This window comes from Bacillus sp. FSL K6-1560, assembly GCF_038592935.1.
GTDB lineage: Bacteria > Bacillota > Bacilli > Bacillales > Bacillaceae > Bacillus > Bacillus subtilis.
The window spans coordinates 4247367-4266807 of the sequence record NZ_CP151946.1; the positions used below are offsets into that span (position 1 = coordinate 4247367).

Sequence of the window (19441 nt, forward strand, 5' to 3'; positions counted from 1 at the left end):
GGGAGGGCATTACCATGCCGTTAATCATCGTTGCACTTGGGATCTTAGCATTACTATTTCTGATTATGGGCTTAAAATTAAACACATTTATTTCCCTGCTGGTCGTATCGTTCGGCGTGGCACTGGCACTCGGGATGCCGTTCGATAAGGTTGTCAGCTCCATCGAAGCAGGGATAGGGGGGACTCTTGGCCACATCGCGCTCATCTTCGGACTCGGTGCGATGCTGGGCAAGCTGATCGCGGATTCAGGAGGCGCACAGCGCATTGCGATGACGCTCGTCAACAAATTCGGCGAGAAAAATATTCAATGGGCCGTTGTCATTGCCTCATTTATTATTGGGATTGCGTTATTTTTTGAAGTAGGACTGGTTCTATTAATTCCGATTGTCTTTGCGATTTCAAGAGAATTGAAGATTTCTATTTTATTTCTCGGAATCCCGATGGTCGCGGCACTATCCGTCACACACGGTTTCCTGCCGCCGCACCCGGGACCTACGGCGATCGCCGGTGAGTATGGCGCAAACATTGGAGAAGTGCTGCTGTACGGCTTTATCGTTGCTGTTCCGACAGTGCTCATCGCAGGGCCGTTATTTACAAAGTTCGCGAAAAAAATCGTTCCTGCATCATTTGCGAAAAACGGCAATATTGCATCACTCGGCACACAAAAAACGTTTAACCTTGAAGAAACACCCGGCTTTGGAATCAGTGTCTTTACTGCAATGCTCCCGATTATCATCATGTCGGTCGCGACCATTATCGACCTGCTTCAAGAAACAATCGGGTTTGCAGATAACGGAGTTTTAGCTTTTATCAGATTGATTGGAAACGCATCGACTGCTATGATTATTTCGTTATTGGTCGCAGTCTATACAATGGGCATCAAGCGCAACATTCCAGTCAAAACCGTGATGGATTCTTGTTCAACTGCCATTTCACAAATCGGCATGATGCTTTTGATCATCGGAGGAGGCGGCGCCTTCAAACAAGTGCTGATCAACGGCGGTGTCGGCGATTACGTAGCAGACTTATTCAAAGGAACGGCATTATCGCCAATCATTCTGGCATGGCTCATCGCGGCGATCCTGCGCATTTCTCTAGGATCAGCGACTGTTGCCGCACTAAGCACAACAGGTCTGGTCATCCCGTTATTGGGCCATTCTGATGTTAACCTGGCGTTAGTCGTGCTCGCAACAGGCGCCGGAAGTGTCATCGCTTCACACGTCAATGACGCCGGCTTCTGGATGTTCAAGGAATACTTCGGATTAAGCATGAAAGAAACATTCGCCACATGGACATTGCTGGAAACCATTATTTCCGTTGCTGGACTGGGATTCATTTTATTGTTAAGTTTAGTTGTATGAAATTAAGAAGGAGCTGTAACACATGTTCAATACGATTGGTGTCATAGGCTTAGGCGTAATGGGAAGCAACATCGCCTTAAACATGGCAAATAAAGGTGAAAACGTCGCTGTCTATAATTACACCAGAGATTTAACGGACCAGCTTGTCCAAAAGCTGGATGGACAATCTCTCAGCCCGTATTACGAGCTTGAGGACTTTGTTCAATCAATAGAAAAACCAAGAAAAATCTTTTTGATGGTCACAGCGGGAAAACCCGTAGATTCCGTCATCCAATCATTAAAGCCTTTGCTTGAAGAAGGCGACGTCATCATGGACGGAGGAAACTCCCACTATGAAGACACTGAAAGAAGATATGACGAGCTGAAGGAAAAAGGGATCGGCTACCTGGGAGTCGGCATTTCCGGCGGTGAAGTCGGCGCATTAACAGGACCTTCCATCATGCCGGGCGGAGATCGCGACGTCTATGAGAAAGCCGCTCCTATCCTGACAAAAATCGCAGCCCAAGTTGGAGATGACCCTTGCTGTGTCTATATCGGACCAAAAGGGGCAGGGCACTTTACAAAAATGGTGCACAACGGCATTGAATATGCCGACATGCAGCTGATTGCAGAAGCGTATACGTTTCTAAGAGAAACGCTTCGTCTGCCGCTCGATGAAATTGCATCTATTTTTGAAACATGGAATCAAGGTGAGCTGAAAAGCTATTTAATAGAGATTACAGCTGAGATTTTACGCAAAAAAGACGAAAAAACAGGGCAGCCTCTGATCGATGTCATTCTTGATAAAACCGGACAAAAAGGCACTGGGAAATGGACGAGCATGCAGGCGATTGATAACGGTATCCCGTCCACGATCATCACAGAGTCCTTGTTCGCCCGCTACTTGTCATCCTTAAAAGAAGAACGGATGGCAGCTCAAGACGTATTAGCAGGCCCGGAAGCCGAAGAAAAACACTTGGATAAAGACACCTGGATTGAATACGTCAGACAGGCTCTTTACATGGGGAAAGTATGCGCCTATGCACAAGGCTTTGCCCAATATAAGATGTCATCTGAGCTTTACGGCTGGAATCTGCCGCTCAAAGACATTGCCTTGATTTTCCGAGGCGGCTGCATCATCCGCGCTGATTTCCTTAACGTGATCAGCGAAGCATTCAGTGAGCAGCCAAATCTGGCAAACCTGCTGATCGCGCCTTATTTCACAGATAAGCTCCATGCCTATCAAACAGGCCTGCGAAAAGTCGTTTGCGAGGGAATCAGCACTGGAATCTCCTTCCCATGCTTAACTACCGCGCTCTCTTATTACGACGGCTACCGCACAGGGCGTTCCAATGCGAACCTCTTACAGGCGCAGCGCGATTACTTTGGCGCTCATACGTACGAACGGACTGATATGGACGGCGTCTTCCATACGAATTGGTCTGAATAACCTGTCATCAAAAACACGGTCAGTTTTCAACTGAACCGTGTTTTTTTCTTCTATCCCAAACAACAGAAGACATAAGTTATGTTTTAAATATCATAAACAGTGATACAATAATAGCTAGAAACAATCCCCAAGATCATCATGTGACAGCAGCTTGCTGTTCCGTTCTATTCTGCTTTTGGCCATTGTCCTTTGCCCTTGACCATGGTGTCATAAAATGTTCAAATGCCAAAACGGCCTGTCATTCTGATTTACAAAAGTCCCTGAAAACCTTGTCTAATTGAGAATCAGCCTCTCATTTGTTATAAAAGAAATGCATAAATCCTACCTGTCACACCTTTAGTAAGATGAAAAAAAGTAGGTTATGGCTTGACAAAAAATATATATTAATTAATAATTCATATATAATTAGAATTATTATTGAAAGCGAATATGCTTTCTAATACATTTTTAGGAGGAATATACATTATGTCTTTAATCGGTAAAGAAGTACTTCCATTCGAAGCAAAAGCATTCAAAAACGGTGAATTCATCGATGTAACAAACGAAGATTTGAAAGGCCAATGGAGCGTATTCTGCTTCTACCCAGCAGATTTCTCTTTCGTATGCCCAACTGAGCTTGAAGATCTTCAAGAACAATATGCTGCTCTTAAAGAATTAGGTGTTGAAGTATACTCTGTTTCTACAGATACTCACTTCGTACACAAAGGCTGGCATGACAGCTCTGAAAAAATCAGCAAAATCACTTACGCAATGATCGGTGACCCATCTCAAACGATCTCTCGCAACTTCGATGTTCTTGACGAAGAAACTGGCCTTGCTGACCGCGGAACATTCATCATCGATCCAGACGGCGTTATCCAAACTGTTGAAATCAATGCAGGCGGTATCGGCCGTGACGCAAGCAACCTTGTAAACAAAGTAAAAGCAGCTCAATACGTTCGTCAAAACCCAGGTGAAGTTTGCCCGGCTAAATGGGAAGAAGGCGGCGAAACTCTTACACCTAGCCTTGATCTAGTAGGTAAAATCTAAGGAGTGCATTCAATTGGTACTTGATGCAAACATCAAAGCACAATTAAATCAATATATGCAGCTAATTGAGAATGACATTGTTCTCAAAGTTAGCGCAGGCGAAGATGACACTTCTAAGGACATGCTGGCTCTCGTTGATGAGCTGGCTTCCATGTCATCGAAAATTTCAGTTGAAAAAGCTGAATTAAACAGAACGCCAAGCTTCAGTGTCAATCGTGTCGGAGAAGACACTGGCGTAACTTTCGCTGGTATCCCTCTGGGCCACGAGTTCACATCATTAGTGTTGGCGTTGCTCCAAGTGAGCGGCAGACCGCCTAAGGTAGACCAAAAAGTCATTGATCAGGTGAAGAAGATCAGCGGTGAATACCACTTCGAATCTTATATCAGCCTGACATGCCACAACTGTCCTGATGTTGTACAAGCTTTAAACATGATGAGCGTGCTGAACCCGAACATTACGCACACGATGATTGACGGTGCAGCATACAAAGCAGAAGTTGAAAGCAAAAACATCATGGCAGTGCCGACCGTTTACCTGAATGGCGAATCCTTCGGAAGCGGCCGTATGACGCTTGAAGAAATTCTTGCGAAAATGGGCAGCGGCACAGATGCATCTGAGTTTGCTGACAAAGAGCCGTTTGACGTTCTTGTGGTCGGAGGCGGACCTGCTGGTGCAAGTGCAGCGATCTACACTGCACGTAAAGGCATCCGCACTGGTGTTGTCGCTGAGCGCTTCGGCGGACAGGTTCTCGACACCATGAGCATCGAAAACTTCATCAGCGTCAAAGCGACGGAAGGACCGAAGTTAGCGGCAAGTCTTGAAGAGCATGTGAAGGAATATGATATTGATGTCATGAACCTTCAGCGTGCGAAACGCCTTGAGAAGAAAGATCTGTTCGAACTTGAACTCGAAAACGGCGCTGTCCTGAAAAGTAAAACAGTGATCCTTTCAACAGGTGCACGCTGGCGAAATGTCAACGTACCTGGTGAACAAGAGTTCAAAAACAAAGGTGTCGCATACTGCCCGCACTGTGATGGGCCATTGTTTGAAGGCAAAGACGTTGCGGTAATCGGCGGCGGAAACTCTGGTATCGAAGCAGCGATTGATCTTGCAGGTATTGTCAATCACGTTACTGTGCTAGAATTCGCGCCGGAACTGAAAGCAGACGAAGTCCTGCAAAAACGTCTCTACAGCCTGCCTAACGTCACTGTCGTGAAAAACGCACAAACAAAAGAAATCACAGGTGATCAGAGCGTTAACGGCATCACATATGTAGACCGCGAAACAGGCGAAGAAAAACACGTTGAACTTCAAGGTGTATTCGTCCAAATCGGTCTCGTGCCAAACACAGAATGGTTAGAAGGAACGGTTGAACGCAACCGCATGGGCGAAATTATTGTCGACAAACACGGCGCAACAAGCGTACCAGGCTTATTTGCTGCCGGCGACTGCACAGACAGTGCGTACAACCAAATTATTATTTCTATGGGATCAGGTGCAACTGCCGCTCTCGGCGCGTTTGATTACCTAATCCGTAACTAATATAAGAAAGCCGCAATATTGCCAGATTGGCAGGATAGCGGCTTTTTCTTTTTCTACAGAAAAAACCCGAACCAGGCACTACGGTAAAAGTGCTCGATTCGGGCCAGCTTCTCATAGTTCCTCGCCGTTCGTTTGAATGACGTTTTTGTACCACTCAAAGGAATCTTTCTTATACCGCTTCATGGATCCGTTTCCTTCATTGTCACGATCAACATAGATCATGCCGTAGCGTTTTTTCATTTCGCCAGTTGTGAAGGAGACAATATCAATAATGCCCCACGGCGTGTAGCCAATTAAATCAACACCATCGTACGTGACCGCTTTTTTCAATGCTTCAATATGCGATTTTAAATATTGAATGCGTTCCGGATCATGAACCTTGCCGTCCTCCTCCAGCGTATCCACTGCGCCAAAGCCATTTTCAACGATGAATAACGGGATTTGGTATCGGTCATAAAAACGATTTAACGTATATCTCAGCCCGGTTGGATCAATCGCCCATCCCCAGTCACTCGAAGTGATGTACGGATTTTCGACACCATTCGGCAAGCCGCCATTTACAATATCGCCAGTGTTATCATTTTTCACATCGCTTTTCACAGTTGTTGACATGTAATAGCTGAAGCCTAAGTAATCGACGGTTCCGTTTCTTAAAATCTCATCATCGCCGTCTTCGAATGTGATGTTGTAGCCTTCGCGTTCAAATTCCTTCAACGCGTAGCTTGGATAATAACCGCGAACCTGCACATCAGGGAAGAAATAGCGCTGCCTCATTTCTTCTTCAGCCAGCATCACATCTTTAGGATTGGAGGAGAAAGGATAAATCGGCACGTGTGATACCATGGCCCCGATCTGGAACTCTGGATTGATGTCTTTTCCTTTTGCCACTGCTAATGCGCTCGCCACTAATTCGTGGTGCGCCGTTTGATACATGACTTCCTTGGCGTTTTCGTTTTCGCCAACCACAACACCTGAATTCGTCCATAGGAACAACGGATTGTTCACATCCATTTGGTTGTTGATCTCGTTAAATGTCATCCAGTACTTCACTTTCTCTTTGTAACGGGTAAAGCAAGCATCTGCAAAGTTGACGAAGAAGTCCACGACTTTCCGGTTTCTGAAGCCGCCATATTCTCTTGCCAGGTGCAGCGGCATTTCAAAGTGAGACAGCGTAATGACCGGCTCGATCCCATGCTTCAGCAATTCATCAAACACATCATCATAAAACTGCAAACCCACTTCGTTCGGTTCAGCCTCATCGCCTTTCGGAAAAATCCGGCTCCAGCCGATGGACGTCCGCAGACATTTTAATCCCATTTCCGCAAACAAAGCGATATCTTCCTTGTATCTGTGATAGAAATCAATGGCTTCATGGTTTGGATAAAATTCGTTTTCTTCAATCGTATCCGTGATTTTTCTCGGCACGCCGTGCGCACCCGCTGTCATCACATCGACGACACTCGGCCCTTTACCGCCTTGATTCCATCCGCCTTCAAATTGGTGGGCAGCTAAAGCACCGCCCCATAAAAAATCCTTTGGCATGTTTCCCATGTTTAATTCCTCCTCAGCTTACGACTGTAAATATTTTTTGATGTAATGCACTTTCCTCAATCTCTTCAATGAAAGCTTTATCAAACTCAACAAGCACTTCGCCTTCTTTTACCTTCAAGGAAAAAGGCCTGCCGTCTAATGTCACCGTATCCAGCCCGATGTGCGCAAGCAATTCGACGCCGGACGCTGAACGCAGCTTTGTAGGCGCCACCATGACAACCGTAATGACGCCGGGATGGTGGCATCAATTTCACGATATCCTTCGCTTTAGGGGTAGACCGCTTCAGCACCAATCGAAGTCTGGTAGCGCAGCGAGAAGCCCCAATCACATTCTCTCCCCCGCCTACGGCCTCTAAAATGTCTTTTGCTAGTCTCGTATAATCTCTCACTTTCCCCGACATTTTCACCCACCCCTTCGTTTTGGTTACGCTTTCATTATAATTGTACCGGTATAATTTATCAATGCCGAAACAAAATATTTACGCACTTACTATAATTGCAAGCGGTTTATGCTATAATTTTGACAAGTGAACTAAACGAATAAATGAGGAATGCGTATGTTAAAATACCAGCAAATCGCAGCGGAAATTGAAACATATATAGAAGAACACCAGCTTCAGCAGGGAGACAAACTGCCAGTCCTAGAAACCCTCATGGCCCAGTTTGAAGTCAGCAAAAGCACAATCACAAAGTCCCTCGAGCTATTAGAGCAAAAAGGCGCGATCTTTCAGGTCAGAGGAAGCGGCATTTTCGTCAGAAAACATAAACGAAAAGGTTATATCAGCCTTCTGTCGAATCAGGGATTTAAAAAAGACCTCGAGGATTTCAACGTCACCTCAAAAGTTATCGAACTAGACGTGAGAAAGCCAACTCCGGAAGCGGCGGAAAACCTGAACATCGGAATAAACGAGGACATCTACTATGTCAAAAGGGTCCGCTACATCAACGGCCAGACCCTTTGCTACGAAGAATCCTATTACAACAAATTGATCGTGACGTATTTAAACAACGAAATCGTCTCCCACTCCATCTTCCATTACATCCGGGAAGGACTGGGGCTGAAAATTGGTTTTTCTGATTTGTTTCTGCACGTGGACCAGCTTAATGAGGAGGAAGCGGAATATTTAGGATTAGAGGCTGGACTGCCGAAGCTGTATATAGAAAGTATTTTTCACCTGACGAATGGGCAGCCGTTTGATTACTCGAAGATTTCGTATAATTATAAGCAGTCGCAGTTTGTGGTGCAGGCTAATAGTTTTTTATTATAGGGCTCTTCACTACGGAAGGTGGTCGACATGTACAAAATCATCATTCCTGCCATACTAGCCATCTTTTCGCTCTGGATACTCTTACAGATTTCACTAGAGATGAGCATCGTTAAGAATCCAATGAACTACTTTATCGTATTCATTATCTTTTTCCTTTTTATAAAGATGGTGAAAGAAAAACAATAATAGTTTGGGCGATGCAAACAGAAAAACATCCTTCCCTTAACAAACTCAGCCAGTCACATGCATTAATCTTGATGTTAATGATATATAGGTGCACATAAAAAGCTACTTCATTGTGAAGTAGCTTCCTTTATTAAATGCCCATTTTGATCCATCTAGTTTTAGAAAAGCGAAGGATAATCGCATTTATGATAATAATTGAAACTAAATACAAAATAATAAATAAAACATCATTACTCCCAAGTGTCATGTTATCAGATTGCAGCACTCTTTCTATTCGGGGATACATAGTGTTACCTGCCTCAAAAGGAGCAATGAAACCAAACGTTTTATTGCTTATAGCTACTAAGATAACAGAAGTCATCCAATAAACGATACTGACACCTATACTAATTAATATATTAGGACATAACATGCTTATAGTTCCGATAATTAGAATATACTGCAGTATAACTGCAGAAAATAAAAAAAGTAATAATGCAAAATGCGAAAAATCATGGTACATCAACGATATGATTAGCAGGCCTAGCGCTATAAATGCAAAACATTCTAAAAATAAAACAGCTATCTTTTTATAAAAGAAAGTATAGATGTTCTCTCCAATTAATTTGTAAAAGAGAATATTTTTGTTTGAATACTCTCTATTAATAAAGAAAGCTATAACAAATGAAAATAACATCAAACCAAACTGGGTCGCAACAGTATAGGAGCTAAAGAAAAACATTTCAGGTGTAACATTGCTGACTTTATCAATTCCAACAAGTAAAAAATAACCCAGCAAGAATAAAAATACAAACATTGCTCCTAAAATAATGATAACTTTGTTGCTAATACTCTTTTTAAACTCTAATTTCATCTCAAGCCCCCACTGTTTTATTACTCATTTATATACACTTCAATTAATTTATCCACTGAATGATATTGTTGAATTTCTTGGTGATTAAATATATAATAATCCCCTTCTATCGCCTTTAAATCAGACAAATCATGTGTAATGTTGATGATAATCTTCTCGGGATTCTCCTGAATATACTTGTTTAAGAAGCCATGAATCTCTATAACCGTTTTTTTGTCTAATGAATTCGTTATTTCATCTAAAACAATAATATTTTTATCCTCTAATAAGAAACTGAGCAATTTTAATTTTTGCTTTTGTCCATCACTCAAATTTTTGATCAGAACTTTTCCATCAATATTATCCAGATTAAGTAAATGTGCGATTTTATCTATCATTTCTGCATCAAATTTTTTACTCAAAAAGTGTAATAAAAAGTCCTTAGAAACATCATTAGGTATATTCGAAGAGCTGGATATTAAAGAAACATTTTGACGAATAACTCTGCCGATTCTTTTACTATTATTCAACAAAAAGTCTTTAGCAAGCTGTGATTTACCGACTCCATTTTTTCCGACAACGTGATTAATTTTCCCGCTCGAAAAATGCAAGTCGGTGTCCTGAAGTAACGTTTTGCCTTTCACTTTTAAAGTGTAATTCGCTATATTCATATACATACTCCTAGGAAATATTTGTATTTTCGAGGCACCTCTTTCGTTTCCGGTTTGGAACTGTAAGAAATGTTTTTCGATGATTAATCTGGATATCTTTTACTCTAGTTTATAATATATAACACTCAATTTACAACAACGGCAGTTTCCTCAAGGCAATTCCTTACAAGATAACTGACAAACAAGCTAAATAAATGGATCGTCAATACCATATCAATGCATATTGATAACAACAATAAGGAGGATACTGAACCTTTTAGCCTAAGTCCTTGACTAAATAACCTCCTCCGTAGATTCTGCTGAAAGGTTTTTCAGCTCTAGCTGCCTTAATCTTTCACTCGTTTTAATTGTCTCTAAAAGCAGTTATGCGGTACTATCATATAAAGGTCCAATGTTTAAAAATAATGTCATACTTTTAATTTCACCTTATCATGCACATGATCATATATAGGGGTTTATTCTAAAAAGGGGATGGACGATTTTGGAAAGCAAGTACCTAGATCTACTCGCACAAAAATACGATTGTGAAGAAAAAGTGGTAACAGAAATCATCAATTTGAAAGCGATATTGAACCTGCCAAAGGGCACTGAGCATTTTGTCAGTGATTTGCACGGGGAGTATCAAGCATTTCAGCACGTGCTGCGTAATGGTTCAGGACGAGTCAAAGAGAAGATACGCGACATCTTCAGCGGTGTCATTTACGATAGAGAAATTGATGAATTAGCAGCATTGGTCTACTATCCGGAAGACAAACTGAAGTTAATCAAACATGACTTTGATGCGAAAGAAGCGTTAAACGAGTGGTATAAAGAAACGATTCATCGAATGATTAAGCTCGTTTCATATTGCTCCTCCAAGTATACCCGCTCCAAATTACGCAAAGCACTGCCTGCCCAATTTGCTTATATTACGGAGGAGCTGCTATACAAAACAGAACAAGCTGGCAACAAGGAGCAATATTACTCCGAAATCATTGATCAGATCATTGAGCTTGGCCAAGCCGATAAGCTGATCACCGGCCTTGCTTACAGCGTTCAGCGATTGGTGGTCGACCATCTGCATGTGGTCGGCGATATTTACGACCGCGGACCGCAGCCGGATAGAATTATGGAAGAACTGATCAACTATCATTCTGTCGATATTCAGTGGGGAAATCACGATGTCCTTTGGATCGGCGCCTATTCCGGTTCCAAAGTGTGCCTGGCCAATATTATCCGCATTTGTGCCCGATATGACAACCTGGATATTATTGAAGACGTATATGGCATCAATCTAAGACCGCTGCTGAACCTGGCCGAAAAATATTATGATGATAATCCAGCGTTCCGTCCAAAAGCAGACGAAAACAGGCCAGAGGATGAGATTAAGCAAATCACAAAAATCCATCAAGCGATTGCCATGATCCAATTCAAGCTTGAGAGCCCGATTATCAAGAGACGGCCGAACTTTAATATGGAAGAGAGGCTGTTATTAGAGAAAATAGATTATGACAAAAATGAAATCACGCTGAATGGAAAAACATATCAGCTGGAAAACGCCTGCTTTGCGACAATTAATCCCGAACAGCCAGATCAGCTATTAGAAGAAGAAGAAGAAGTCATAGACAAGCTGCTATTCTCTGTCCAGCATTCCGAAAAGCTGGGCCGCCATATGAATTTTATGATGAAAAAAGGCAGCCTTTATTTAAAATATAACGGTAACCTGTTAATTCACGGCTGTATTCCTGTCGATGAAAACGGCAATATGGAAACGATGATGATTGAGGATAAACCGTATGCGGGCCGTGAGCTGCTCGATGTATTTGAACGATTCTTACGAGAAGCCTTTGCCCATCCGGAAGAAACCGATGACCTAGCGACAGATATGGCCTGGTATTTATGGACAGGCGAGTACTCCTCCCTATTCGGAAAACGCGCCATGACCACATTTGAGCGGTATTTCATCAAAGAGAAGGAAACGCATAAAGAGAAGAAAAACCCGTATTACTATTTACGTGAAGACGAGGAAACCTGCCGAAACATCCTGGCAGAATTCGGCCTCAATCCAGATCACGGCCATATCATCAACGGCCATACGCCGGTAAAAGAAATCGAAGGAGAAGACCCAATCAAAGCAAACGGAAAAATGATCGTCATCGACGGCGGCTTCTCCAAAGCCTACCAATCCACAACAGGCATCGCAGGCTACACGCTGCTATACAACTCCTACGGCATGCAGCTCGTCGCCCATAAACACTTCAACTCCAAGGCAGAAGTCCTAAGCACCGGAACCGATGTCTTAACCGTGAAACGCTTAGTGGACAAAGAGCTTGAGCGGAAGAAAGTGAAGGAAACCAATGTCGGTGAGGAATTGCTGCAGGAAGTTGCGATTTTGGAGAGTTTGCGGGAGTATCGGTATATGAAGTGAGGGATGTGGGGTTCAGGGATGACTTTCTCTGGGCTCTTTTTCTCGATGATTTCTCTTTTGTATAGCAAATTGCTAACAAGGCCTGGTTATTTGCCTTTCACAAGTACGTTAAATATACCAATTGAATTCAATTTTAATTTTACAAGATCAATATATCCAAGACCTTTTCACTTATACACAAGCTATATCGTGAAACGGATAACGATGATATATTCACAGCTATCCGCTTCAGACATAAACTAAACCACTTTCAGTTATAACTTTTTTGTCTCTACTTATGATAAGGCTCCCCACGATTAATCCGAAAAGCCCGATAAATTTGCTCCACCAGAATAAGACGCATCAACTGATGGGGAAACGTCATCTTCGAGAACGACAGCTTTTCGTCCGCTCGCTTCATCACCGCGTCACTCAATCCGAGTGATCCGCCGATGACGAAGGTGATTTTGCTTTTTCCATATGTAGCCAGCTTATCTATTGTATCGGCTAGTTCTTCGGATGTTTTCATTTTTCCTTCGATGGCGAGGGCGATGACGTGGGCGTCGGGGCTGATTTTTGATAGGATGCGGTCGCCTTCTTTGTCTTTTATGATTTTCATGTCCTGGTCGCTTAGGTTTTCCGGCGCTTTTTCGTCCGGGAGTTCGATGATGTCGATTTTTGCGTAGGCCGAAAGTCGTTTCGTGTATTCTTCAATGCCTTGCTTGAGGTATTTTTCTTTTAGTTTTCCGATTGTCACAATATTGATATTCACAGGTCATCCCCACTTTAAAAACAAGTTATTCATATAGGTTATCCACAATTGTGGATATCTTTTCTGTATTTTGTGTAAGATCATTCGTTCCCCACTATATATACTGCGGGGTCTCCACATAATTCACAGGCTGTGGATAAACTGTTAGTATGTTCGATTTTTCTGATTTCGGGCGGCAGCTCGTGATCGTCTATGTACATATCCAGCACCGTTTCGATGTGTTCTTCACAGGAATAATACGCTTGTTTCATGTTCAAATCCTCCGATGTTTTCTTCCATTTTTACAAATGTTCTCTTCTCAATATAACCTATTTATTCACATGTTAGTAGTGCTTCGGGCTGAGTTTTATCCACAATTCGACAAACAAGCTGTTGATGACTCTACTTCGCTCGTGTGTTAGTTTGGATGTAACCGATGTATGGGGAGGTCTGCATTTGCGCTTTAGATGGGTTTGGCTTTTTGTGATCATATTGTTGCTTGCTGGGTGTCAGCCGTCTTATTGGGTGTTAGGCAAAAATGGTCGTGGTATCTCTTTGGAAGCAGCGAGAAAGATAAGAAGCTTGAAGTATCAGACGTCAAATACTCACCTGTAACTATGAAAACGAAAATCTGCCTCAAAGGCAAATGAGAACAATCCTTATATTTTGATTGGACTATTGAAGGGGCGTTAATCGTACAGGATGAAAAGGAAAATCGCTCTGAAGAAACAAATTATCACCAAAAAAGCCGGCATTCTGGGTGGGATGCTCCCGAAAAGATAGACAGATGAAATAAAAACCAATCTGTTTGCTTTGAGGGAGTTTTTTCTTGGCTGAAAAATGTTTTCAAAAAAAGAAAATTTAAATAATATGATACCGCAAGTCATTTGGTGAAAGAGGTTGCGAAAAAATGGTGTTCACGCCGAAACAATTCATGAATGGAGAACATCGTACGACATAGCCAGCGTGGAGAGCCTGGATCGTGATAACACCATAAGTTCTACTCTGCGAAACTGAAACATGCTGCCGTGAATGACTTCTTATCCGGACGATACTCACAGAGAGAAATCACAAGAAAAAATGAGTTTTCATTAAATCCGTGCTGGTTGGATGGGTTGAACCTTATAATGGTCATAAAGCGTTAAAAGAAGAGGAAGGAATTGTATTAGAACAAACGAAAGAACGGTTCATTAGAAGACCGGATTGAGATTTCTAAGGATTGTCTGGCTCACGGAAAGGATTACCCAGAACGATGGACATTTATCAAATCTCCTGTCATCAGGTTTATCAGTGGGTAAAAAGCTATGAAGAAGGGAAGAAAATGCCTTAAGGCAAAAAGGGAAAACGAAAAACAGAAAATGAATGATTCTAAACAAATTAGAAATTTTGAATAATAATCCCGCTTCTAATATTTTGGATTGGTAGATCAAAAAAGCCTCTGACTCATTTAAATGAGTATTCATATGTTTTAAAGTAGTGAACTGATACGTAGAACTTTATAAAGTTCTACACTATTATCAGATTAGTCAACAAAATGAGTATTTTTCAACACAGGACTCGTACCCTTTGCTAGTTTTATTTCTAATTCAGCAGCTGTAAATTCTTCTTTTCTATTATGTAATCTCCCTTTTTCTATATCTTTGTTTTCCCATTTACTGTATAACTAACAGTATACTTAAATGATCTTTACTCATTTCCCATTTTTAAGAAATCAGTTCATTCTACGATACTTGCCATATATTATTCTCTCCTATCAAAAAAATAGATAAGGGTGATAGGTGGGTCACCCTCATCTTAATTGACTACTTGTTATTTCCTTTGCTCTCATTTATAAAGATTTTTTATTTTTCCATTTCGATTAATACCAAAATACCGTTAACAAATATTATGGATCATTATATATAATCTAGCATTATATTATAAAATTAAAAATTCCTGGACTAACTTTACTTGGATATATGTAAATGTTGCAACTCCCCCATAATTGAGGATCCAATGATTAATGAAAAAGCACCCGCTATTGCAGTGTTAATCGAGCATTGAGAGTTCTCATCTACAAATACAAAAATTAAAATCGAAGTGTTTCTCGAAAAAGGCGAGGATTAAAAAGTGGTTTGCAATTCATGTTATTGAAAGTATAGCCTAATATGAGTACAATTAAATAATGACATTTAAAATCGAATTAAGACAACCACTAGTGCTTAACAAACACTTTACTTTCAATGGGAGCTAATGTTTGGTATTATGGTAATAGTTTATTAGGGGTAAAAGGAGTTTTAGAAAATGACACAAGAAATAAAAGCTATCAGTTTATTTTCGGGTGCTGGTGGATTTGATATTGGAAGCCATATGGCTAATATACCTGTTGTTTTTAGCGTTGATATTGAAAAAGATTGTGTTGAAACACTAAAACTTAATGATATATTTATAGACACTAAGAAAGTTCATGGTGATTTATTTCAAATTAGTAGCGATGAAATCAAAGAGACGCTAGGTAAGGATTATAAGGATACATTTATCTTAATTGGAGGTGCCCCGTGTCAGCCTTTTTCTAAAAATGGCTATTGGGTTACTAATAAAGTAAGAAAAGGAATTGATGATCCTAGAGCTCAACTTGTAAACGAGTATCTTAGGGTGTTAGTAGATATAAAACCAGATGGGTTTGTATTTGAAAATGTAGAGAGTTTATTACATCCAACAAATAAAGTTATTGTTGATTCATTTATAGAAATTGCTGAATCAGAAGGATTTAAAACTAAAATTATAAGAGCAAATGCACTAGACTACGGGGTTCCTCAGAAAAGAAAACGATTATTTATAATTGGAACTAAAGGGACGTTCAAAACAGAAGAACCTATCAAAACACATTTTCCACCTGAAATAGCAAGTAAAGAAAATCTCAAACCTTATGTCAATGTTGGTGAGGTTATGAACGAATATGATACGGATGAGTTTTTTGAGGAGCAGGAATTAACAGATGGCGGAACTTATCATGAAGAATTAAAAGAAGTTCCTCCAGGAATGAACTATAAAGCTTTAACTGCATGGGCCGGACATCCTAACCCAAAATTTGTAGCAGATAAACGATTTTGGAATTTCTTATTAAAGTTGCACCCAGAACAACCTTCTTGGACTATTACTGCCCAACCAGGACCGTGGGTTGGACCTTTTCACTGGAATTCTAGAAGGTTAAGGGTTCCTGAGATTGCTGCCATACAAACTTTCCCTAAAAATTATGTTTTTTATGGAAGTAGAAGATCGATTCAAAAACAAATAGGCAATGCTGTACCACCACTTATGGCAAAAGCCATGATTAGTTTTCTTAAGGAGAGTTTGATATAAATGGTAAATGTTATAAGCGTGTTCTCTGGTGGCGGCGGAATTGATCTAGGCTTTAAAAAAGCTGGATTCGATATATTATACTCTACTGATTTTTTTAAAGAAGCTTGTGAAACTCTTGAACATAATAAAATAGGGGAGATTGTTGAATGCAAAGATATAAGAGAAGTTGATTTTAAAGGATTATTTTCAAGGTTAAACATTGATAAAGTTGATTTATTTGTAGGTGGTCCACCATGTCCTGCATATTCAAAATCAAGGTTTTACCGAACAGAAAAAAAGAGAGCACTTGAAGATGAAAATTCATTTACTCTATTTGAATATTTTAGAGGTATTGAAGAATTAAGTCCTAAGGTATTCTTTTTTGAAAATGTACATGGCTTTATATATAAACCACACCAAGCAGCTTTTAATTATTTGGTTGAAAAATCTGAAGAACTTGGTTACACCATATCTTGGAAAGTGATAAACACTGCAGAATATGGGGTGCCTCAAACTAGAGAAAGGTTTATATGTATCGGGGTTAAAAAAGAGGAGGGATTAAAATTTGTTTTTCCAGAAAAAACTCATTATATCCCAGAAAAGTTTGACCCAATAAAAGATAAAAATAAGAAACCATGGGTAACGTGCGGTGATGTTCTTAGTGACTTAGACTACGATTTACCTGAAGATGAAAAAATGCAAGCAGGTTCCAAACATAAAGATTTACTAAAAGAGGTACCACCAGGAGATAATTATTTATACTTTACTGAGGAGAGAGGATATCCCAACCCTATATTTAAATGGAGATCAAGATATTGGTCGTTCCTCTTAAAACTGTCACCAGATAGACCTTCTTGGACAATACAGGCTAGTTTTTCAAATAACATGGGACCTTTTCATTGGAAGAATAGATTTCTAAGGATTTCTGAAATTAAAAGAATACAAACCTTTGATGATGACTACGAGTTTTCTGGGGACATGAAGACGCAATGGAGACAAATTGGTAACGCGGTTCCACCACTTTTAGTTAAGGTAATAGCAGAAGAAATTAAGAACCAATATTTTTCAGCTGGTAAAAATGGTTACAGAAAAGGTCAAGATGAACAATTGACTTTAGATAGTGTTCTAGAAAGCAACCCAGTTTAATAGCAGGGTTGCTTTTTATAATACTAATAGAACGTTTACTTCTAATAATTGAACAAGAATTTTGGGAAGTGTCAGAAGTACGAAAAACATATGACTAAGAAGTTAAGTTGTATGACTGTCCAAATGGCGAAAAAGGACAGGAGATGATTACAAAAAGTTACGATAAAAGTAGAATTGAGTAGGACATGGCATAATTGGGTTAATATAATCAGGAGTAGGAGACTGCTTTTGCTAGTAGTGGTAATGTACAACAGTTTAGATGTAAAATAGTTAATATAAGATGAATTGTTGGAGGGATTACTTTGGCAGAATATGAATGGATATTAGAAAATGGAGAGTTACGAGCAGCATCGGTTTCACAAAGCTATTATCAATTAGATGATGATAATTTATTGTCCCTATTAACAAATGCGATGAATCAGATACATAATAATAGTAGAGTTGAAAAATTAGAGGAAAATATATTTTTGGTGGAGACTTCTAATGTGAATAGTGTTTCTATGAAAACGTTGTTTTGCATGAAAGGTGTCACACCTGGTGGGAGAGCAGATAAATACCCAAAAGAATTTCGTATTCAACAAAAACCTTCTCGATGGGATAGAACGTTAGAGATTGCTAGGACAGAAAATATAAAAGGGGTACTAATTGGTATATATAAAACAGAGGATTTAACTGAACCAATTTTTTGTGCTTGGAAACTACAGTCGTCAGGTACAAAAAAAGATTCCCCGCTATCTAAACAAATTAGAGCTGAAACAATCTCCGAAGCTATAACAAATGGATTTGCACAATCAAGAACAAAAAATGAATATGTATGTGCATTTAGAAAAGAGTTTATTTTCTTCTATTTACAACATTCAACTTGGATGCATGATATTTATTTAACAGAATTACAAAGTGTTACAGGAAATGAAAGTGTTGAACAAATAAGAGATCCTAATGAGGATTATCATGTCGCTCACACCTTAAATCAATCGGGGGTTAATCGAATTTACTTCGGGGCTCCAGGTACAGGGAAATCTTATGGAATTAAGGAATTTATACAAGAAAACGGAATCGAGGATTATGATGAGAGGTCTTCCCATCCGAATGTATTTCGAACTACTTTACATCCAGAATATGGTTATCATGATTTTGTGGGGCAAGTTATGCCAGCTGTAAAGAAAGATGAAGAAAGTGGTTCATCTGTTATTGAATATAAATTTACTCCACAAATTTTTACTAAAGCGTTAGAAAGAGCTTTTAAGGTTAGAACTGACGAGGAACCTGTATTTTTAATTTTAGAAGAAATGAGCCGTGCCAACGTATCATCTGTTTTTGGTGATTTATTCCAATTACTAGATCGAGATGAATATGGGGTTAGCGAATATAAAATTGATAACTCCCTTATTGCTGAATCAATTTTTGGGAAAGAGCGAATGGATGATAAAATATATTTACCAGAAAATATATTTATTTTAGGAACGGTTAATACTAATGACCAAAATGTGTATGTCATGGATACAGCATTTAAACGACGGTTTGAATTTGAATATATCCCTACTGATGAGATCGTAGCTCATTTAAATGATTATACATTTACATTAAATGTAAATGGTGAATCTCAAGAATTCACTTGGCTAAGTTTAGTCCCAAAATTAAATGCCTTTATCATTAAGAGTGAAGAACAAGGTGGATTAGGATTAAATGAAGACAAACAATTAGGGCAATTTTTCATTAAATTTAAAAAAGCAAAACCTGATGAAACAGATGAAAAAGTAAAAAAACAAATAGAAGAATATAATTATAATCAAATAAAAGGGAAACTTTTACAGTATCTTTGGCATGATGTGAAAGAAGCATCTTATTCCTCACATCATTTGTTTAGTGAAGAAGTTACTAGTTATAGTAAATTATACAGTTTAGCTAAAAATCGAGAGAACTTTTTCTCAAAACAATTTTTAATCTCATTGGAATAATCCTTTTTA

General features: G+C 39.8%; 16 protein-coding genes and 2 pseudogenes. 11 read left to right on the forward strand and 7 right to left on the reverse strand.

The window, feature by feature from the left end:
- Nucleotides 1–14 precede the first annotated feature (14 nt).
- The 4 genes from gntP to ahpF all read left to right on the forward strand — a co-directional run bounded on the left by gntP (nucleotide 15) and on the right by ahpF (nucleotide 5362).
- The gene (gene gntP, locus NYE22_RS22535) at nucleotides 15–1361 is read left to right on the forward strand and encodes a gluconate permease GntP (RefSeq protein ID WP_003243139.1); all 1347 of its coding nucleotides are present in this window, start codon (nucleotides 15–17) and stop codon (nucleotides 1359–1361) included.
- A gap of 22 nt (nucleotides 1362–1383) precedes the next feature.
- Entirely contained in the window at nucleotides 1384–2790 is a 1407-nt protein-coding gene (gnd, locus tag NYE22_RS22540) for a decarboxylating NADP(+)-dependent phosphogluconate dehydrogenase (protein WP_342412205.1), read from the forward strand.
- Between the two features lie 465 nt (nucleotides 2791–3255).
- Nucleotides 3256–3819: an alkyl hydroperoxide reductase subunit C gene (gene ahpC / locus NYE22_RS22545; RefSeq protein WP_003243686.1), complete on the forward strand. Its 564-nt coding sequence runs from the start codon at nucleotides 3256–3258 to the stop codon at nucleotides 3817–3819.
- 13 nt (nucleotides 3820–3832) lie between these two features.
- Nucleotides 3833–5362: an alkyl hydroperoxide reductase subunit F gene (gene ahpF, locus NYE22_RS22550; protein WP_003243077.1), complete on the forward strand. Its 1530-nt coding sequence runs from the start codon at nucleotides 3833–3835 to the stop codon at nucleotides 5360–5362.
- Between the two features lie 111 nt (nucleotides 5363–5473).
- On the opposite strand, the gene bglA is transcribed toward ahpF, so the two are convergent.
- From bglA to NYE22_RS22565, 3 genes and pseudogenes are all read right to left on the reverse strand, one after another.
- Nucleotides 5474–6913 (reverse strand): 6-phospho-beta-glucosidase BglA, encoded by a 1440-nt coding sequence (bglA, locus tag NYE22_RS22555; RefSeq protein WP_342412206.1) that lies wholly within the window; start codon nucleotides 6911–6913, stop codon nucleotides 5474–5476.
- 13 nt (nucleotides 6914–6926) lie between these two features.
- Nucleotides 6927–7127: a PTS glucose transporter subunit IIA gene (locus tag NYE22_RS22560; protein ID WP_120028572.1), complete on the reverse strand. Its 201-nt coding sequence runs from the start codon at nucleotides 7125–7127 to the stop codon at nucleotides 6927–6929.
- Nucleotides 7128–7314: pseudogene (locus NYE22_RS22565) on the reverse strand (PTS transporter subunit EIIB); the annotation flags it as partial.
- 156 nt (nucleotides 7315–7470) lie between these two features.
- Between NYE22_RS22565 and NYE22_RS22570 the strand changes: the two are divergent.
- Nucleotides 7471–8181: a GntR family transcriptional regulator gene (locus NYE22_RS22570; protein WP_049140840.1), complete on the forward strand. Its 711-nt coding sequence runs from the start codon at nucleotides 7471–7473 to the stop codon at nucleotides 8179–8181.
- A gap of 27 nt (nucleotides 8182–8208) precedes the next feature.
- Nucleotides 8209–8367 carry a hypothetical protein gene (locus tag NYE22_RS22575; protein ID WP_342412207.1) on the forward strand — a complete coding sequence of 53 codons (159 nt, stop codon included), beginning with the start codon at nucleotides 8209–8211 and terminating at the stop codon, nucleotides 8365–8367.
- A 130-nt stretch (nucleotides 8368–8497) separates the two neighbouring features.
- Here the strand turns inward: NYE22_RS22575 and NYE22_RS22580 are convergent, their stop codons facing one another.
- Together NYE22_RS22580 and NYE22_RS22585 are read right to left on the reverse strand one after the other, a co-directional pair.
- Nucleotides 8498–9220 carry a peptide ABC transporter permease gene (locus tag NYE22_RS22580; RefSeq protein WP_003226987.1) on the reverse strand — a complete coding sequence of 241 codons (723 nt, stop codon included), beginning with the start codon at nucleotides 9218–9220 and terminating at the stop codon, nucleotides 8498–8500.
- Nucleotides 9221–9240: 20 nt separating this feature from the next.
- On the reverse strand, nucleotides 9241–9870 hold the full coding sequence (locus tag NYE22_RS22585) for an ATP-binding cassette domain-containing protein (protein ID WP_342412208.1): 630 nt from the start codon (nucleotides 9868–9870) through the stop codon (nucleotides 9241–9243).
- 481 nt (nucleotides 9871–10351) lie between these two features.
- On the opposite strand from NYE22_RS22585, the gene fbp reads away from it, so the two are divergent.
- The gene (gene fbp, locus NYE22_RS22590) at nucleotides 10352–12277 is read left to right on the forward strand and encodes a fructose-1,6-bisphosphatase (protein ID WP_077670840.1); all 1926 of its coding nucleotides are present in this window, start codon (nucleotides 10352–10354) and stop codon (nucleotides 12275–12277) included.
- A gap of 271 nt (nucleotides 12278–12548) precedes the next feature.
- Here fbp and rlmH read toward each other — a convergent pair whose 3' ends face one another.
- On the reverse strand, nucleotides 12549–13028 hold the full coding sequence (rlmH, locus tag NYE22_RS22595; RefSeq protein ID WP_085185321.1) for a 23S rRNA (pseudouridine(1915)-N(3))-methyltransferase RlmH: 480 nt from the start codon (nucleotides 13026–13028) through the stop codon (nucleotides 12549–12551).
- Nucleotides 13029–13108: 80 nt separating this feature from the next.
- Nucleotides 13109–13279, reverse strand: a complete 171-nt coding sequence (locus tag NYE22_RS22600; protein ID WP_003219122.1) for a CxxH/CxxC protein — start codon at nucleotides 13277–13279, stop codon at nucleotides 13109–13111.
- A 184-nt stretch (nucleotides 13280–13463) separates the two neighbouring features.
- On the opposite strand from NYE22_RS22600, the pseudogene NYE22_RS22605 reads away from it, so the two are divergent.
- From NYE22_RS22605 to NYE22_RS22620, 4 genes and pseudogenes are all read left to right on the forward strand, one after another.
- A pseudogene (locus tag NYE22_RS22605) lies at nucleotides 13464–13798 on the forward strand (hypothetical protein).
- A gap of 1492 nt (nucleotides 13799–15290) precedes the next feature.
- Entirely contained in the window at nucleotides 15291–16349 is a 1059-nt protein-coding gene (locus tag NYE22_RS22610; protein ID WP_129134117.1) for a DNA cytosine methyltransferase, read from the forward strand.
- A complete protein-coding gene (locus tag NYE22_RS22615) occupies nucleotides 16350–17474 on the forward strand; it encodes a DNA cytosine methyltransferase (RefSeq protein ID WP_129134118.1) in 1125 nt (374 codons plus the stop codon). It begins immediately after the preceding gene.
- A 302-nt stretch (nucleotides 17475–17776) separates the two neighbouring features.
- Nucleotides 17777–19432 carry an AAA family ATPase gene (locus NYE22_RS22620; RefSeq protein ID WP_129134119.1) on the forward strand — a complete coding sequence of 552 codons (1656 nt, stop codon included), beginning with the start codon at nucleotides 17777–17779 and terminating at the stop codon, nucleotides 19430–19432.
- The last annotated feature ends 9 nt before the right edge of the window (nucleotides 19433–19441 follow it).

Excerpts from the sequence above, each read along its gene's own strand:
- gntP (WP_003243139.1), top strand. The coding sequence starts at position 15 with ATGCCGTTAATCATCGTTGCACTTGGGATCTTAGCATTACTATTTCTG.
- gnd (WP_342412205.1), top strand. The coding sequence starts at position 1,384 with ATGTTCAATACGATTGGTGTCATAGGCTTAGGCGTAATGGGAAGCAAC.
- ahpC (WP_003243686.1), top strand. The coding sequence starts at position 3,256 with ATGTCTTTAATCGGTAAAGAAGTACTTCCATTCGAAGCAAAAGCATTC.
- bglA (WP_342412206.1), bottom strand. The coding sequence starts at position 6,913 with ATGGGAAACATGCCAAAGGATTTTTTATGGGGCGGTGCTTTAGCTGCC.
- NYE22_RS22560 (WP_120028572.1), bottom strand. The coding sequence starts at position 7,127 with ATGGTGGCGCCTACAAAGCTGCGTTCAGCGTCCGGCGTCGAATTGCTT.
- NYE22_RS22570 (WP_049140840.1), top strand. The coding sequence starts at position 7,471 with ATGTTAAAATACCAGCAAATCGCAGCGGAAATTGAAACATATATAGAA.
- NYE22_RS22575 (WP_342412207.1), top strand. The coding sequence starts at position 8,209 with ATGTACAAAATCATCATTCCTGCCATACTAGCCATCTTTTCGCTCTGG.
- NYE22_RS22580 (WP_003226987.1), bottom strand. The coding sequence starts at position 9,220 with ATGAAATTAGAGTTTAAAAAGAGTATTAGCAACAAAGTTATCATTATT.
- NYE22_RS22585 (WP_342412208.1), bottom strand. The coding sequence starts at position 9,870 with ATGAATATAGCGAATTACACTTTAAAAGTGAAAGGCAAAACGTTACTT.
- NYE22_RS22600 (WP_003219122.1), bottom strand. The coding sequence starts at position 13,279 with ATGAAACAAGCGTATTATTCCTGTGAAGAACACATCGAAACGGTGCTG.
- NYE22_RS22610 (WP_129134117.1), top strand. The coding sequence starts at position 15,291 with ATGACACAAGAAATAAAAGCTATCAGTTTATTTTCGGGTGCTGGTGGA.
- NYE22_RS22615 (WP_129134118.1), top strand. The coding sequence starts at position 16,350 with ATGGTAAATGTTATAAGCGTGTTCTCTGGTGGCGGCGGAATTGATCTA.